Origin of the sequence: Blautia sp. AM29-29, assembly GCF_003480555.1 — a bacterium.
Lineage (GTDB): Bacteria > Bacillota > Clostridia > Lachnospirales > Lachnospiraceae > Fusicatenibacter > Fusicatenibacter saccharivorans.
This window is the reverse complement of sequence record NZ_QUJD01000021.1, coordinates 17913-35167: the sequence shown is the minus strand read 5'-3', so window position 1 is coordinate 35167 and position 17255 is coordinate 17913. Positions and strand designations below refer to the sequence as shown.

At 48.5% G+C, this 17255-nt stretch carries 14 protein-coding genes; 1 reads left to right on the top strand and 13 read right to left on the bottom strand.

Translation table 11 applies throughout. The features are described 5' to 3' along the window. Positions 1-28 precede the first annotated feature (28 nt). Positions 29-916: a DegV family protein gene (locus DW769_RS13960; RefSeq protein WP_118697855.1), complete on the top strand. Its 888-nt coding sequence runs from the start codon at positions 29-31 to the stop codon at positions 914-916. 233 nt (positions 917-1149) lie between these two features. Here DW769_RS13960 and DW769_RS13955 read toward each other — a convergent pair whose 3' ends face one another. The 13 genes from DW769_RS13955 to DW769_RS13895 all read right to left on the bottom strand — a co-directional run bounded on the left by DW769_RS13955 (position 1150) and on the right by DW769_RS13895 (position 17060). Further along, positions 1150-1722, bottom strand: coding sequence for a VanZ family protein (locus tag DW769_RS13955; protein WP_118600910.1), 573 nt, complete (start codon positions 1720-1722; stop codon positions 1150-1152). Between the two features lie 5 nt (positions 1723-1727). Beyond that, positions 1728-1982 carry a helix-turn-helix domain-containing protein gene (locus DW769_RS13950; protein WP_242991123.1) on the bottom strand — a complete coding sequence of 85 codons (255 nt, stop codon included), beginning with the start codon at positions 1980-1982 and terminating at the stop codon, positions 1728-1730. Then, positions 1982-3181: an ATP-binding protein gene (locus DW769_RS13945; protein WP_117760621.1), complete on the bottom strand. Its 1200-nt coding sequence runs from the start codon at positions 3179-3181 to the stop codon at positions 1982-1984. The genes DW769_RS13950 and DW769_RS13945 overlap by 1 nt, the downstream gene beginning before the upstream one ends. A gap of 127 nt (positions 3182-3308) precedes the next feature. Beyond that, a complete protein-coding gene (locus DW769_RS13940) occupies positions 3309-4745 on the bottom strand; it encodes a lipopolysaccharide biosynthesis protein (RefSeq protein ID WP_158554972.1) in 1437 nt (478 codons plus the stop codon). A gap of 128 nt (positions 4746-4873) precedes the next feature. Beyond that, complete coding sequence (locus DW769_RS13935; RefSeq protein ID WP_055227906.1) at positions 4874-5221, bottom strand: hypothetical protein; 348 nt, start codon at positions 5219-5221, stop codon at positions 4874-4876. Further along, positions 5193-6761, bottom strand: coding sequence for a BCCT family transporter (locus tag DW769_RS13930; protein ID WP_055266487.1), 1569 nt, complete (start codon positions 6759-6761; stop codon positions 5193-5195). The genes DW769_RS13935 and DW769_RS13930 overlap by 29 nt, the downstream gene beginning before the upstream one ends. Further along, positions 6751-7482, bottom strand: coding sequence for an NTP transferase domain-containing protein (locus DW769_RS13925; protein WP_117760619.1), 732 nt, complete (start codon positions 7480-7482; stop codon positions 6751-6753). The genes DW769_RS13930 and DW769_RS13925 overlap by 11 nt, the downstream gene beginning before the upstream one ends. Continuing rightward, a complete protein-coding gene (locus tag DW769_RS13920) occupies positions 7470-9248 on the bottom strand; it encodes a phosphotransferase (RefSeq protein WP_117760618.1) in 1779 nt (592 codons plus the stop codon). Before DW769_RS13920 ends, DW769_RS13925 begins: the two co-directional genes overlap by 13 nt. Before the next feature lie 409 nt (positions 9249-9657). Next, entirely contained in the window at positions 9658-11100 is a 1443-nt protein-coding gene (locus DW769_RS13915) for a sugar transferase (protein WP_117509402.1), read from the bottom strand. A 264-nt stretch (positions 11101-11364) separates the two neighbouring features. After that, complete coding sequence (gene recO, locus DW769_RS13910; protein ID WP_117509403.1) at positions 11365-12108, bottom strand: DNA repair protein RecO; 744 nt, start codon at positions 12106-12108, stop codon at positions 11365-11367. A gap of 25 nt (positions 12109-12133) precedes the next feature. Next, positions 12134-13051, bottom strand: a complete 918-nt coding sequence (gene era / locus DW769_RS13905; RefSeq protein ID WP_117509404.1) for a GTPase Era — start codon at positions 13049-13051, stop codon at positions 12134-12136. Between the two features lie 19 nt (positions 13052-13070). Further along, on the bottom strand, positions 13071-15986 hold the full coding sequence (locus DW769_RS13900) for an insulinase family protein (RefSeq protein ID WP_118750517.1): 2916 nt from the start codon (positions 15984-15986) through the stop codon (positions 13071-13073). 108 nt (positions 15987-16094) lie between these two features. Next, complete coding sequence (locus DW769_RS13895; RefSeq protein WP_158554973.1) at positions 16095-17060, bottom strand: SseB family protein; 966 nt, start codon at positions 17058-17060, stop codon at positions 16095-16097. Positions 17061-17255 lie beyond the last annotated feature (195 nt).

The following is a 17255-nucleotide window of genomic DNA, read 5'->3' as shown; positions in this document are numbered from 1 at the left end:
TTTCATTTTTACAAGGAGGGATTATTTTATGAGTTCCTATGTCATCAGCTGCTGCTCTACAGCAGACCTTACCGAAGAACATTTCTCCAAACGGGAAATCTCATACATCTGTTTCCATTACAAATTAAATGACACCGAGTACGCGGACGATCTCGGCAAGTCCATGCCGTTCGATCAGTTTTATGCCGCCATGGCCGCCGGCGCTTCCACGAAAACATCCCAGGTGAATGCCGATGAATTTGAAGCCTATTTTGAAACATTCCTGCAGGACGGCAAAGACATTCTCCACGTCTGCCTCTCCTCCGGCATTTCCGGTGTCCTGAATTCTGCGATGATCGCCAAAGCCGACCTTGAAGAGCGCTACCCGGAACGGAAAATCCTCATCGTGGATTCCCTCGGCGCTTCCTCCGGCTATGGTCTTCTGATGGACCGCCTTGCCGACCTGCGCGATGAAGGAAAACCGCTGGAAGAGGTTTACGATTTTGCGATGAAAAACCGCCTCAAAGTCCATCACTGGTTCTTCTCCACGGACCTCACCTTCTACGTGCGCGGCGGCCGCATCTCCAAAGCCTCCGGCGCAATCGGCGGCTTTCTCGGCATCTGCCCGCTGCTCAACATGGACAACGAAGGACGGCTGATTCCGCGGTTCAAAATCCGTACGAAGAAAAAAGTCATCAAAAAAATCGTCGACCAGATGGAAGAAAACGCCGAGGGCGGCCTCTCCTACTCCGGCAAATGCTACATTTCCCAGTCCGCCTGCTACGACGATGCGCGGGCCGTTGCGGATCTTATCGAGGAACGCTTTCCCAATCTGAACGGAAAAGTCGAGATCAACAACATCGGAACCACCATCGGCAGCCACACAGGGCCGGGAACCGTGGCATTGTTTTTCTGGGGGAAAGAACGGGTGGATTAACTCTCCTGCACTTCCATCTATAGCAAGACCCGAAAATAATGCAAAAAAGGCAGTGCTGCAGAGCGCGAATTGCAAGGAACAGATTTGAAGGCGTACCGGGGTACGACGAAAATCTGTGACGCAGTAATTCACGCTCTGCGGTGCTGAATTTTTTGCATTATTTTCGGGTCTTGCTATAAAAACAGGGAAGAAAAAAGCTCTGTCCATTTGGGCAGAGCCTTCTTGTTTTCCTTCTATTCTTCTATCTTCCCTCTCCAACATTTCCGCACCAGTGCAAACACCAGATACCCGATAGCTGCTCCAAGCGTATTCGTCACAACATCATCTAACTGGCAGAAGCCGCGCTCTGTTAAAAGCTGCACAGTTTCCAACATCATGCTCGTGGCAAATGCCGCATACACACAGTACCACCATCTCCGAAGAAACGGCACCGCCGCCGGCAGTAATGCACCGAACGGCAGAAACAGCAGAATATTTTCCACAAAATACCGGTCCGGCAGACGCTGGTTTCCCCAGGTTTCAAACAGCTTCAAATCCACACCGGTTCTCGAACCCGGTTCTCTCGAAAGCAGTGTAATCGAAATCAGCATGGCAAAATAGACGGCTACCAGAAACCACGCCAGAAGCTGCCCGCCGTGCAGCGCACGGTACTGCTCCAGCCGTTTCCGTTTCTTCTGGATCTGCTGATTTTTCCACGCCGCCGCAACCGTCACAAAGCCGACACCGACTGCAACCGCATGCGGCAGATACCGGAATGTATCAAAAATATCCTGTTCAATCGTTGTCAGATAAAGAGGAATTGCCATTTACATCACCTTCCGTATTTTCGCGGCTGATCGGAAACACCCGCGAGATAATCGAGACTGCAGTCATACAGCTTTGCCAGCGTAATCAGACAGTCCAACGGAATCTCACGGATGCCTTTTTCATACCGGTTGTAGGTGTCCGGGTGACTGAAAATCTTCCGCGCCGCCTGTGTCATCGAGTAACCGCGTTCCAGACGGAGCTCTTTCAGCCGGATCAGCATTTTCTCCCGCCCCGGCGTTTCTTCTATTTTTCTGTGCATTACTTTCCTTCTTTTTCCTGCTCCGTTTCCGCCGCTGCTTTTTCTGCCTCCGGCACATACCCCGGATTGTCGTCGTATCCTTCCAGGAAATTGTGGCGGATGCCGTGCTGCTTGTAGCCGACCACGGTGTCAATGTTGACATTTTCGACACTGCGGAAAATATTGCTCTCCACGAACGGATTCACCTTTTTCAGGTTTTTGATCAGTTCCTTGATCTCCACGCGTTTCGAACGATTCTCCTCGTTATTGCAGGTCGTGCAGGTATCGGTAAACTTGCAGGCACACTGGATAAAATGCAGACCGTTATAATCTCTCCACGCCTTGATATCATCCTCGCGCACCAGATACAGCGGGCGGATCAGCTCCATGCCCTCGAAGTGGATGCTGTGAAGCTTCGGCATCATCGTCTGCACCTGCGCACCGTAGAGCATTCCCATGAGGATTGTCTCAATGACATCATCGTAATGATGGCCAAGTGCGATCTTGTTGCAGCCAAGCTGCTGTGCAAAATGGTACAGATGGCCGCGGCGCATTCTCGCGCAGAGGTAACACGGCGAATTTTCGACATGGTAAACCGAATCGAAAATATCGGTCTCGAAAATCGTGATCGGAATATGGAGGCTCTTTGCGTTATCCTCGATCACCTTGCGGTTCTCCGGGCTGTATCCCGGGTCCATGACAACGAATTTTACTTCGAAATCAAATTTATTGTGAAGCTTTAACTCCTGAAAGCATTTCGCCATCAACATCGAATCTTTTCCGCCGGAAATACAGACAGCGATTTTATCGCCCGGTTTTACCAGCTCGTATGTGTTGATCGCTTTCGTAAATTTGGACCAGATCGACTTTTTGAATTTTTTGCGGAGACTCTTCTCCACGTCTGCCGCCTTGTCCTGCTCCTCCGGCGCGCTCATCACATCCATCAGCCAGGCGATGTAACCGCCCTCCAGGCTCACAGCGTCCCAGCCCTTTTCCTGTAATTCTTCCGCCGCTGCGACACTGAACCGGCCGCGGCTGCAGCAGATAATCGTCTTTTTGCTCCGGTCAATCGCATCACTTGTCTCGATTTCTTCTGTCTTCATCACAAGCGCTCCCGGAATCGCGCCGTGGGAGATCTCTACCGCATCGCGGATATCGACGATCTGATAGCTTGACGGATCGAGCTCTTTTAGTTCTTTTATTGAAATACTGGTACTCATGTAATTTTTCCTTTTCTAATTAAAATGCCTTACTTTTCTTCATTCTTTCATTGTATCGTTTTTTCTGTGACTGTCAAGAAAAAACGGGGAGTCTCTGAACATTCGTTTCAAATCCTCCCCCACTTTTTTATTTTTTCCGGATATCCGCCATCGTCTTCAACAGAAGTTCTTTCTTCCAGAAGACCAGCCCTGCACTTGCGAGCAGAATCGCGTAACGCAGGATCCTGTACGGGAAAATCAGATTGCAGATGATGCTTGCTCCAATCAGAAAAACGGAGCACGCCAGAAGAAATCCTGGATTCATCAGATTTTCCTGGATTCCTTCGTTCACCAGAATCTGTTTGCTCACAATATAATGGCCGACCGAATACAGCATATAGCATGCCAGCGTCGTGTAACCGGCCGCAATATAGCCGAACAGGCGGATAAAAATAAAGTTCAGCACCACATTCGCTCCAGCCGCCGCCATGGATGCAGCCATCAGAAACTGTGTTTTTTCATAATAGAACTGCGGCATCGAGAGAATATTATAAATAAAGATAAAAAACACACTCGCTGCCACCGGCGGAATGACGTACACCGCCTCGCGGTACTTCGGCGATCCGAAAATCAGCACCATCTCCGGACTGATCAGCATCAGCGCCACGGCTATGCCGACCACTACAATACTAAGAAGCTGCAGCACCTTCCGCATCGAGCGGATGTCGCCCTTTTTGATCTTGCTGTACATCCACGGTGTCAATGCACTGTTCATACCGCTGATGAAAAGCTGCACCAGCATACCAATGCTGTACGCCAGCCCGTACAGCGCAACTTCCGTCTTTCCGACCATCTTGTCGATCATGATGCGGTCGCCCTGATTCAGGATAATACCGGACAGATAATGCGGCACAATCGGAATTCCGATCCGCAGTGCGTAGCCCCAGTATTCCTTCGAAAAGAACTCTTTTCCTTTGCAAAACTGGAACACAATAATCGGCACACAGATGCAGACCTGCACCCCGACGATACCTAAGATCCGCATCATGGCCGTACCGCCGTTGATACGGATCAGCACCAGGCTCGCGATCGGGTTCATCAGCGCCTGCAGAATCGTCACGCAGACCAGAATCCGGTACCGATACTCAAACCGCTGCCGCCCCGACCAGTAAGAAAGCGCCGGACTCAGCAGCGCTTCCAGAAACATCAGCAGAATCATGGATTTCGGCAGATTTAAAATCTTCTCCCAGAAACCCGATGTAAAACAATACAATGCAAAAACCGCACCCGTAATCACAAGCGTCAGTCCCTGCATTGCAGATGTATATTCATCCCGCTGCTTCTCGTACTTTGCCATCGCATTGTCATAAACACCATTAAATAAATACAGCGATGTCATAATCGTCAAAATCTGCAGCCAGGACAGATAAACCGTATAGGTTCCGTACTCCTCGGTGCTCATCAGACGCGTGAAAATCGGAACTGTGATGAACGAAATGCCCTTCTGTAAGAAACTGCAGATCGTAAACCAAAGCGCCGCCTTCGCCTGGACGGAGAGAGAACGGTATTTTGAGGTAATGTTCATGTAAAATAGAACTCCTTGCTGTTGGTTATTTGCGTGTTTTATGTTAACACAAAATGGGGGGGACTGCAAGAGGAACATCCATTAAAATCCCCCATGGTTGAACGCTTCCATTCAACCATGGGGGATTCTCACTGCTTTATGTGTTTCGATTCCCAAATGTCATAGGTATCCCTTCTTATTTTTAAATCTTTAATGGATACCCATTCATTTCCAGCCAGCATCGCTTCTTTCACACGATTCTCCAGAACCGTATACAATTCATACTCCGTTCCGCTGAACTCATCGCCTTCATCGGCCCCGTATGTATCAATCCCGGACTCATCCTGCTGTGGTTCCATGGGTTTAATATCGCCCGTCGGCAATGTAACATCCTCATTTTCGTCCGCAAACGCCTTTTGCGGCATCACAAAAATGGATGCCGCAAGCAGAAACAAAAATGCTGTCAGTTTAACGATTCTCTTTTTTCTCCTCTCCATGCGCTTTTCCTCCCTGCAATTCTTCTAAATACAGTTTTGCATCTTTTAAGAAGCTGACCGCAATCATCACGATCACAATGCCGATCGGAAATGCCGCTACGATACTGACAGACTGCAGACTGTTCATGGAACTCTCTGCAAAAAGAAGTGCAATCGGAAGCAGGATCAGCAGGATACACCACATCAGCTGAATTCCTTTTGCCGGCTCTTCGCCGTCTTCCAGTTTCCGGTAGCTGTAGCACGATGCCGTCAATGCGATCGAGTCGAACGATGTCGCATAAAATGCAACCATCGTAACTAATACAACAACCATAATCAGCGGTGCACACGGCATGGTTTTGATCATCGACACGATCAGATGATATAAATCCCCATTTTCATTATACTGCGAAATGAAATCAATTGCACCTGAAATCTGCTTTCCCATCGAATAATTTCCAAGAATAATAAAGCTGACAAGCGTGGAACCCACACCAAAACCGTATCCGCCGAGAATTGTCTGGCGCACGGTTCTTCCGCGGGAAATGCTGCCAATGAAGAACGGTGCTGCCACACACCATACCATCCAGTATGCCCAGTAATAAATGGTCCAGTTCTGTGGGAAGTTTGTCGTACGCATCGGGTCCGTATACGTCGATAAGCCGATAAAGTTCTGAATCATTTTTCCAAGAGAAGAAAATCCAGTTTCAATAATATACCGCGTCTCTCCCCCAAACAGCAGGACGAAGGCAAGAAGTCCGAAAAACAGATAAATGCACACCTTGGCCAGAATGCTGATTCCTTTGAATCCATGCAGAAGAGAATAGGTATAAACACAGCAGGTGATCAGAAGAATGATAATATTAATCACAGTTCTGCTGACTTCCATATGGAACAGCTCGCCGATGATTTCCGCCATCAGAGGAGTTGCCACACTAAAAGTGGTAGCAGTTCCGGCCAGCAGTGCAAAGACAGCCAGAAGGTCAATCAGACGGCCGCCAATTCCATCTGTCTGTTTTCCCAGAATCGGACGGCACGCCTCGCTGTATTTCTGACGGTTTCGTTTTCTTACATGAAGCATAAAGCCAAACGCAACAGCCAGTACCAGATAGAATCCCCACGGGATAAAGCTCCAGTGAAACAGTGGAAATACGCCTGCCCAGTCCTGAATGCTGCCAAGTTCTGCGATGTGAGGATCTGTTGCGTACAAAATCCACTCAGAGAACGAATAAAACAGAATATCTGCTGCCAGACCACAGGTAAACATCATGCATCCCCATGCAAAAAAGGAATATTTTGGCTTCTCATCCGGCTTTCCAAGCACAATATTTCCGTATTTGGAGCCTGCCAGAAACAGAGACAGAAAGAAAATGCCAAGTCCGATGACCAGGTAATACGTTCCAAAGGTGTCTCCAAACAGAAATCGAATCTGGCCAAGTACCTGATTCGACTGCTCCGGTGCAAAGAAAAATACGATACATAGAGCAACGATCAGCGCCAGAGGCACCAGCGTGATCATCCAGTCGATTTCTTTTTTCTTCTGTTGGTTCTTACTGTTCATTTTCTTCCCTTTCTGCGTAATCCGCATACGATGCATCGAGTGCAACAAGTTCGCTGAAATTGTCTACTTCTATGATATCCTCTGCCTTCATTGGCCGGATGCCAAGCTGATACTCTTTCGGGTAACAGAACATTGCCACATCGTCCCAGTAAATCTGACGGTTTTTCTTTACTTCAAACTCCTGCTCCAGATGGCCTTTTAACCGCTTTCCATCTTCTGCTGTCCATCGGGAAATGCTGTAGAGCTGCCAGCCGCCCTTTCCGCCGGTTCTGCTGCAGCCTGTCACAATGCCGTTTTCCACGGTCTGCAGCCACTCGTCGGTCTCATCATCCGTCCACACGCTGTTGTAACCGGATCGCTCAAACTCCGGTGCCAGAATTTCCGGATGATAGATGATCTGGTCACCGTCAAGAATAAACGCATTTTCCAGATGTTCCCGCGCCACATACAGCGATGCGATGTTGTTGCAGGTATCGTACCACGGATTGTCGATCAGCTTCAGACCCGGGTACTCCTCTTCCAGTGTCTGGAACTGTTCCTTGAGGTAACCGACTACCACGTAAATTTCTGTGATTCCGTTTTTGTGCAGTCCATTGATGACGGTATCAATCATCCGCACACCGTTTACCCGGACCAGCGGTTTTGGTGTTTTTAACGTTACCGGCTTCATCCGGTTTCCGAGGCCTGCCGCCATAATAATGGCGCGCTCTACTTTGTACATATTTCTTTTCCTTCCTCTCCCAGTTCCTGCTGGACAATTTTGTAATAATCTTTTGCGTAACGGTACTGCCGCAGGGAATATTCTCCGAATTCCACGCCTAATTTCCGTTTATATTCGCACCAGTTGCTCCAGAGCAGACCGCAGACTGCGATGTAGCAGTAGATTTTTATGCGTGTTCTGTCGTCACAGTTTCCTTCAAAATAAAGATCAATCAGATGGTCCACCTGCTCTTTTTTGTAAAGAGAATAGATACAGAACATCGCAATATCCACATGCGGATCCTGCATTCCGGCGTATTCCCAGTCGATCAGGCGGATCTCCTCTTTTCCGTTTTCTTCCACAAACAGAAAATTGTCCGGCACAGCATCAATGTGAGTGAGCACCCACTCTCCGGCATTTGCTTCGATGTAATCCTTTAACTGAAGCACATGCGCTTTCGTCTTTTCGTAATCTTTATATGCTGACGGAGTTCCTTCCCAGAGGCTTTCATAGTATTCCATCTGTCCGAACAGGTCGAAGGAATGGTCTACTCTTAATTTCTGCCCGTGAAACTCCCGCAGTTTCTTCATGCATTTCTGAAGATCTTCCTCATTTTCTGCATCGCAGACCCGCGCACCTTCGAGATATTCTGTGATTTTGTAGCCGTTCTCCGGGTTAATATAGGCAATCTCATCACAGATCCTGCGGCCGGCGATCGTCTGATATACAGCGGCTTCCTGCCTGCGGTTGATCAACTGATCGGTTCCCTCTCCCGGAATTCGCATAATGTATTTTTTATCTTTACAGGAGAATAAAAAGGATCGGTTTGTCATTCCTTTTTTCAGAACTGTAATGTTTGTCACTTCGTTCTGCTGTGCTCCAAGTGCTTCACAGATTACCTGAATCGCATCCGTCTGCAGCTGGCTGGAATCGCTGTCAATCTCACGCAGCTGCTCATAGGTATTGATTTCTACGGCATCGGCAGCATGTACAACACGGGCCGTCACAATCATTCTGTCTTTCCGGTATAAGGTTTCCTCCCAGAACGCTCCGTCGTATCGGGAATCTCTTCCCAGTTCTTCCAGACGCTCCCGCACGATCTCCGCTTCTGTTTCCAGCAGATAACAGATGCCGATCATCGCGTTTCCGCCTGCCTGTTCTTTCTGTACGACCAGCTCCTGCTTCCGGTTTACGCGGACGGTACTGTCATCATCCACCAGATCGCTGACCATGTACCAGGAATATAATTCGTTTCTGCTGTATGGATTCTTTTCACACCAGATATCACAGGGAATGATGTAGCTGTTTGATAAATGGGCTGCCGCCGTTTTCAGGGAATGCAGATTGTTTTTCGACACATAGTCCGGAGCGACGATCAATTCTACGCCGTATTCATCGATCAGATATTCATACTGCTCTTTCATAAATCCGACAACGACGTAAATCTCTGTAATGCCGACTTCATGAAGCTGACGGATTGTGCGCTCTATCAGCCGCTCTCCCTTGATTTCCAGAAGTCCTTTCGGTGTCTCTGTATTAATCGGAACCATCCGCATACCAAATCCGGCGGCAAGGATAATGGCGTTTTTCGGCGCTTTCTCTTTTGCCTCACGCAGTGTCTTTTCCGTCGGACGGATCTCTTCATCCAGGTAACCTTCTGAAATCAGTTCCTTGATCGAACGATTGACGATTCCAAGCGAATGGCCGGTCTGTGCGGCAAGGATACGCTGATTGATGAAGGGTTCTTTTATCAGGTTGTTCAATATATCTTGTTTTGAGTTGTTCATATACTTCCTTCTTTCATTTTTCATGAACTTTTGTTTTCGATTATACCATAACTTTATGACTTTTTCAATCCCCTGTGTGTTAGGATAGTTGTCAGTGAAAGATAATTACTTTTGTGGTAGTATATATGTGAACTTCCTATAAAATTAACTCTCATAAAATTCCTTTTAAAGTATGCTACAACTGGCTTAAAGCAAGAACATGTCGAAACGAGAGTTAATATTTCAGGAAGTTCACATAAAAAGGTCCAAATAATTAACATTATTTGGACCACCTGTCAAAGGAAGCCTTTTTCCTTTTCGCCGTCATCAGGACTTCTTTGCGCTTCCATTCATAAATTTTTCTTAAAATTTACCTTTATTTTACCACACTACTCCCAAAACTACAATATATCTCCATTTTTCATTTTTTTTACATAGAACCTTTCTGGCCTAATACAATCAGTACAGTTTTAAACAAAATCTTAATATCCAGCATAAAGGACCATTCTGAAATGTACTTCGTATCCAGTTTTACAACCTCTTCAAAATCTGTAATCTCGCTTCGTCCGCTTACCTGCCACATACCAGTCAGTCCCGGCTTGATTGCCAGTCTTGCTCTGTGATGGAGCTCATATTTCTCCCACTCATCCACTGTCGGCGGACGGGTTCCTACAAGGCTCATGTCGCCTTTTAACACATTGAAGAACTGCGGGAATTCATCCAGCGAGGTTTTGCGGATAAAGTTTCCGATTCCTTTGCCTGGTCCTTTTTCGCTTCCGATGACACGCGGGTCATTCTCCATTTTGAACATCAGACCATCGCTGACGCGGTTCTGTTTCATCAGTTCTTTTTTCCGCTCTTCCGCATCCATGTACATGCTACGGAACTTGTAAATTTTGAATTTTCTTCCGTTCTTTCCGACACGGTACTGTGAGAAGAAGATCGGGCCCGGAGACTTGATATAAATCGCAGGGGCAACGAACAGGAAGATGATTCCGGTCAGAATACATCCGGCAAGACCGCCGCAGATGTCCATGATTCGTTTCAGCACAAGCTGTCCTGCGCTTGCCATATTGATGCAGGTGGTGACCACGGTATAGTTGCCCATGCGCTCTACAGTCTGATTTTTTCCCTGCATTTCGTTCACGTCCGCAATTTTTACGTGGATCGTAATGCCCATCTCGGCGAATGCGTCGAATACTTTCTGCGGGATTTCTCTGCCTTCCGGCAGAACGATCAGCACTTCGTCGAACCACTCACGGCAGACATACTCAGCTGCATCTGCAAGGTTCGATACCACCGGTACGCCGTGGATTTTGTGTCCGGTTCTGTCCTGGTCTACGAGAACAACGCCAGTCGGACGAACGCCGATGTAATCGAAATCCAGCATGCTCTTTACAACGGACTGTGACTGTTTTTCGGTCGTGATGATCAGAAGCGAACGGCCGCTGTGTTCCCCGCTGCTGCGTTTCTTTACCACAGCCTTCCATCCGATGCGCATCAGATAGGAAAGCATTCCGTACAGAGCACCGGTCAGCATAATGGTTGCTCTGGAGAACTGATCTCCCTCCTGAATCAGGAACAGGTAGAATACACCAAGAACGATGATGTATACCATATTTTTTACAGTCATTCCGATTTCCACGAGGTATCCGCGCTTCATGACGTTTTTGAAGGAATCGTCAAAAAACATGATCATCAGCTGGATCAGAGCGAATACGATAGCCTCATTTCGGTAAATTGGGCTTCCATATGGCTTAAAACTGTGATGTCTTAAGAAATAACCCATGACGAAAGCCAGCTGAAGACAGATAATATCAAGAACCATAAAATCCAGATGCTTCAGCCATCCTGTGGATGATTTTTTGTACATACCTTTCTCCCCTGTCGTATTTTTTTCGCCGTACTCGTAACATTCTCTTGTTTCGCATAGTTTTTCTAGCTTTTATATTACCATTTTCACTAAAACCTTCTCATTTTTTCTGGTACTATGCATTTGCAATATCTTCTGTGACGAATACAGAACCATTTTTTTCTTTATTCCAAATATTCTATCCCATTTCTACTTATTTGTAAAGGTGTGGACACACTTTTGGACATAATTATTTCACATTTTTGCAAATTATTACATTTTATATTATTTCATCACATCCAGAATCTGTAATGTTTTCATCTTCTTTTCGACATAGCGATGGAGATATGCACGCAGCAATCGTTCCAGTTCGTCCAGGATCTCTTCATTTACGGTAAAACCATACAGCTTCGCGAGCGGTGCCGCAATGATATAGCGGCATGCCAGCACGGTGCCCGGCTGCAGCGGCCATGGATCTCTGATGGTTTTTCCACAGTTTGGGCAGTAGATGGCGCTGTCGCGCAGGGAGAAAACGGTCAGATTCTCTTTCGTGCCGCACTCCATGCAGGAGAACATCTGCGGTGCTTCTCCGCTGATTGTGATCGTCCGCAGTTCGAAGATGCACCGGATCAGGCGGAGGTCCTGTTTTCCGCTGCGGATGGCGTTCATCGTCACGTACAGAAGGTTCAGCATCTGGGTTTCATCGTTTCCTTCCTGGCCGAAATATTCGGCCAGTTCCAGAAAATAAAAGCCGTAATAAACGCCGGGCTGCATCTGCGCCAGGTCGAGGAAGTATTCTTTAATGTTTGCGCCGGAGAGGGTGTAGCTGTCACGGCCCTCGTAAACCTGAAACTCGCCGAAGACGAACGGATTGGAGACGGCCATCAGCGGGCTTTTCATGCGGCGGGCGCCGCGCGCGAAGGCGGTGATTTTGCCGAGCTCCCGGGTCAGGATCACGACGCGCTTGTCATACTCTCCGACCGGGGAGGCGGATAATACCATTCCGCTTACATTGATTGGTTCTCGCATGTTTCTTCCTTATTATAATGCAATATTATAAATCGAGTTTCTTTTTATCATATCCGAAGTTCTTCACGAGGAAATCGCTGTCGCGCCAGTCTTTTTTGACTTTGACCCAGAGCTTCAGGTTGACTTTCTGCTCCAGCATCTGCTCCAGCTCATACCGCGCGTTGCTTCCGATCTTCTTGAGCATCGCGCCCTGTTTTCCGATGATGATGCCCTTGTGGGAATCGCGCTCGCAGATGATGGTCGCATCAATATCAACGATTTTTCCGTTCGGGCGGTCTTTCATCTGGTCGATCACAACGGCGATGCCGTGCGGGATCTCTTCGTTTAAGGCGTACAGTGCTTTCTCGCGGATGATCTCAGCCACGATCTGGCGCATCGGCTGATCGGTGATGGTGTCCTCATCGTAGAACTGCGGGCCGTACGGCAGATATTTGAAGATGCTCGGAATGATGTCATCGGTGTTCTGATGGCGGAGTGCCGAGCACGGAATGATCTCGGCAAACTGGAACAGCTTGCGGTACGTATCGATGAATTCCAGGATTTTGTCTTTCTCCACGGTATCGGTCTTGTTGATAATGAGGAGGACCGGCGCATTGACTTTCTCCAGGATCTCTGCGATATGGCGCTCTCCTGCTCCGATGAAGTTGCTCGGCTCTACCAGCCAGAGAATCACATCGACTTCTTTTAACGTTTTCTCGGCTACATCGACCATGTACTCGCCGAGCTTATTTTTCGCCTTGTGGATACCCGGTGTGTCGAGGAACACGATCTGTCCCTCGTCACACGTATAAACGGTCTGGATGCGGTTGCGGGTGGTCTGCGGTTTCTTGGATGTAATCGCAATCTTCTGTCCGATCAGGTGGTTCATCAGCGTGGATTTTCCCACGTTCGGACGGCCGATCAGGGCTACAAAGCCGGATTTATAATTTGCATTGTTTTCCATTGCTGTCTCTTCTCCTCATTTATAAGTTCTCTACGTTCTTAAACAGTTCTTTCTCTTTCTGAATGGCTGCTTCGCTTCCGACAACGCAGATGTTGTTCTGTTTTAAGGCTGCATCTACAAGGTCTGCCAGTGCATGAATGTCATCCAGGGTTGCATCGAGGATCTGATCTCTCTCCTGCTGGAAGTCTGCTTCGGTGATGCCGTTGAACCATGCGCTCTCGGAGGTCTGGCCTTTTGCGGACGGGTTCATCGGGACGTCGAGTTCGCTGATCGTTCCGATGATGTATTTGGTCATCTGGCGCTCGTCTGCTTCGAAATTGCGCACGTAATCGCCGATACCGCGGTATACTTCAAGGGTTCTTCCGACGTTCGGGTCACGGTAGGAAGAAATGCACGCGTTTCCGCCTCTTCCGAAAGCTCCGCCGCAGCCGTAAGCGCCGCCTTTGACACGGATGTTGATCCACAGATAGTCATAGCTCAGCATGACACGCAGGATGCGCAGGGCTCCTGTGTAGTCGTAGCCTTCGCGCTCGAAGTTTCCACAGAGTGCCACGTACTGTACCTGGCCGGAGGTCTGGAAGGCTTCGTTTTTCTGTTCAAAGTCATACACAATGCTGCCCGGCTCCACTTCGTCGGTGTACAGATTCTCTTTGAATGCTGCGATTTTTTCTTCCAGCGGTGCGTAGCCTGTCTCGTCTGCGGTATAGGAGACGGTCAGATTCTCTTTGCGGAAGATGTATTTCATCAGGATCTGCAGATTTTTAATCAGTTCTGCTTTTTTCTCATCGAAGTTCTCGTCCAGATCTTTTAAGAGCTGGCAGAAGCCGATGCCTGCGATGCGGTCCTGGAAATTGCTCATCGGGGAGTAATAGGAAGCTGCACGCATCACAGCCGTTGCATTTCCGGCGGAAGACAGGCGGTTCTGCAGGCCGGATTTCATGCTGGAGATGATCTCGTGAAGACGTTTCTCGTCATCCAGGCGGGAGGTATTCAGGATTTCCTCGATCATTTTCATGACGAAATCCAGTTTGTCGTACAGGAATTTCGCGCGGATGCCGAACATTCTGCGGCAGTCGTCATCATTTTCCGGAATGCGGAATACCTGCAGTCCGCAGTTGATGCCGCCGGTCTGTGCATTGATCTCGTTGAACAGTTCGCCGTAGGTGTAGTGTTCGGTGTCCACATAGCCGAGAACGGATTTTAATACGCCCATGTACGGGATCAGATCGTTCGGCACATTTTTCGTATCAAACAGCAAGCTTAAGTAACCGATGCCGTTCGTGAATACGTTGTGATGAAGAACCGTCGTTCCATCGGCTTCATGCTCGTCATTGTAAAGTTTGATAGACTCACGTTTGATATCGCTTCGTTTCAGGAGCGGAATCGTCTCGAGTGCTTCCTCGCTCTCCTCTTCTTCCTGATATGCTGCCAGCTCTTTGGTGTCAGCAATGATTTTCTCGATCTCTTCTTTTGACAGGCTCTCTTTGTATTTCTGCAGTTTTTCTGCGGTCTTTGCATCATTTTCTGCGGCAAGACCGGTCTTTGGAATGAGGGTCACGATGGAGGCATGGGTGTTGTCCAGCAGATACGTCTGGATCAGGTTTTCGAAATAGCCTTCTTTTGCCAGTTTTTTCAGCTCATCGTAGATCGCAAGCTGCTGCAGGTAGGCGAACGGTTTGTTCTCATCGTACAGCCAGCTGTCGAAGACGTCGATGCCGTACATCAGGCCCTTCGGGAAGCTGGAGAAGTCCGCCTCACGGAAACGGAATTCGAAATAGTTGATGCCTGCCTCGATGGCTTTCTGATCCATGCCGTTTTTCACGATATCCTCGAGGGTGCCGCGGATGATGGACAGGAATTTTTCTTTCTCATTTTCATCGGCGTTCTTGGCTACGATGGAGAAGAATGGCTGCAGGATGCCGTCCTCGTAGGAGCCGTAAACATCTTTTCCGATGTGTGCGTCAAGGAGTGCCTGTTTGACCGGGGCTCCCGGTGCGTCAAGGAGTGCATACTCCAGAACAGAAAATGCCACGTTTAATTTTACATCCAGACCGCTGCCGATGACCATGTTGTAGGACAGGTACGCATTGTTTTCAAGCGGATCGCCGTCGAGTACCGGGTACTCGTGTACAATGTCGAGGGTCTCTGCAAATGGTTTCTGATACGGAATTTCGGATTTTACTTCTTTTGCATTAAAATGGGACAGGTATTTTTCATCCATCCATGCCAGTTTTTCTTCCATATCCATGTTTCCGTACAGGTAGATATAGCTGTTGGACGGATGGTAATAGGTCTGATGGAAATTCAGGAAGTTTTCGTAGGTCAGGTTCGGGATGCAGGACGGATCTCCGCCGGATTCTACGCCGTACGGAGTGTCCGGGAACAGGGTGTTGAAGGTTTCACGCTCCAGGACATCGTCTGCGGAGGAGAAGGCTCCTTTCATCTCGTTGTATACAACACCGTTGTAGGTCAGCGGGCCGTCTTCGCTTTCCAGATGATAGCTCCAGCCTTCCTGCCGGAAGATTTCGTCGTGTTTGTAAATGTTCGGGTAGAATACGGCGTCCATGTAGACATGCATCAGGTTCTGGAAGTCGGCATCGTTGGTGCTGGCTACCGGGTACATGGTTTTATCCGGGTAGGTCATAGCATTTAAGAAGGTGTTCAGGGATCCTTTGACGAGTTCTACGAAGGGATCCTTTAACGGGAATTCGCGGGAGCCGCAGAGGACGCTGTGCTCGAGGATGTGGGCTACGCCGGTGCTGTCGGCCGGCGGGGTACGGAAGGCAATGTTGAATACTTTGTTGTCATCCTCCGTCTCGAGAAGCAGCACGCGGGCTCCGCTTTTGTTGTGGCGAAGGAGGTAGCCATGTGCGTGGATATCATCAATCTGCTGTTCCTGCAGCAGGGTGTAGGCTTTGCAATGTTCTGCGTTCATGTTAAAAGTGTCCTTTCTTGTTGTTTTTCTCGGTTATTTCCGGTTTTATGCAGTCAAAAACGGACCGCAGTGCCCGTTTACTGGGATTTTCTGCGGCCCTGTCGGTTTTTATTCTTCGTGGTCTGTTTCTGCGTCGGTAGTTTCCGCCTCATCCACATGATCTTTTACTTCGTCATTTGCAGCATTGTTCTGCGCATTTCTCTGCGCCTGAGCTGCGGCAGCCTGTGCCATCATCGCCTCGAGATTCGGGCGGACGCTCTGCGCCTGGGCTCCCATGATTCTCTGGAGCTGTTCTCTGGTCAACAGAAGGTTGAAGCCGGACGGGTTGATGACGAAGCCTTTGGCCTGTTTCATCAGGTACGGCAGAAGGTGCTGGAACGGGATGGCTGCCAGCCGGAGTTTTGCCTGCGGATCCGGACGGAATTTCTGGAATTCACCGATATCGGAGAACAATGGCTGGAAGATTTCTTCGTTCTGGTTTTTGATGTACGGGATGCGCACATCCGGTCCCGGGTTGGCCGGATCGAATTCGCCCTGTACCTGGGAGATGTCGATGGCAAGGATGAATTTGCTTCGCATCAGGTTGACAAGCATTTCTTCTTCGAGTTCACGCAGGTGCTGCATGCGCTCGGCATCGTCTCTTCTCTGGTTTGGTTTGCGGAGCTCCTGCAGGAAATAGACTACAGTGAGCTGTACGCCAGGGTTGAGGACTGGAAGATGCTGTTTGTTCATTTTTTCCATGTCCGGTTTCGGGAAGATCTGCTCCAGCTCGATGCGGCGGGTCTGATCGCCTTCGTGGAAGATGACCATGTTGACACCTTCTGCGTAGAGGCCCATATAGAAGTTCGGCATCTGCTTGCGCAGTACTTTTACGGTAAGCAGCGGGGTATTCTTCTCTACATAGGATTTTGCAAATTCTTTAGCTGCTTCTTCTTCGGTAAACATATATACCTGATCGTCAAAGGTTTCCGGATCGCACTCTACGTATGGGAGTTTCGTGATCTGGGAAAATGTGACATAGATGATTTCCATGCTTTGAAATTTCTTCATTGTGAAGCTGTTGTCTACTGTCATTTGTGGTTGAGTCCTTTCTTCGCTCTTAGAGGATATGGTATCCCTAAAATATCTATGTGACATTATATCATACTTTTGGTGGGTTGCCAAAGGTTTTCTTTTGGGGTGACGGACCGCGCAGACCAAAGCTGTCGAAACGGGGCCTGACTTTGCATGACGGCGGGAGAGGGCTTTTTGTAGTCTGTAATTGGGGCG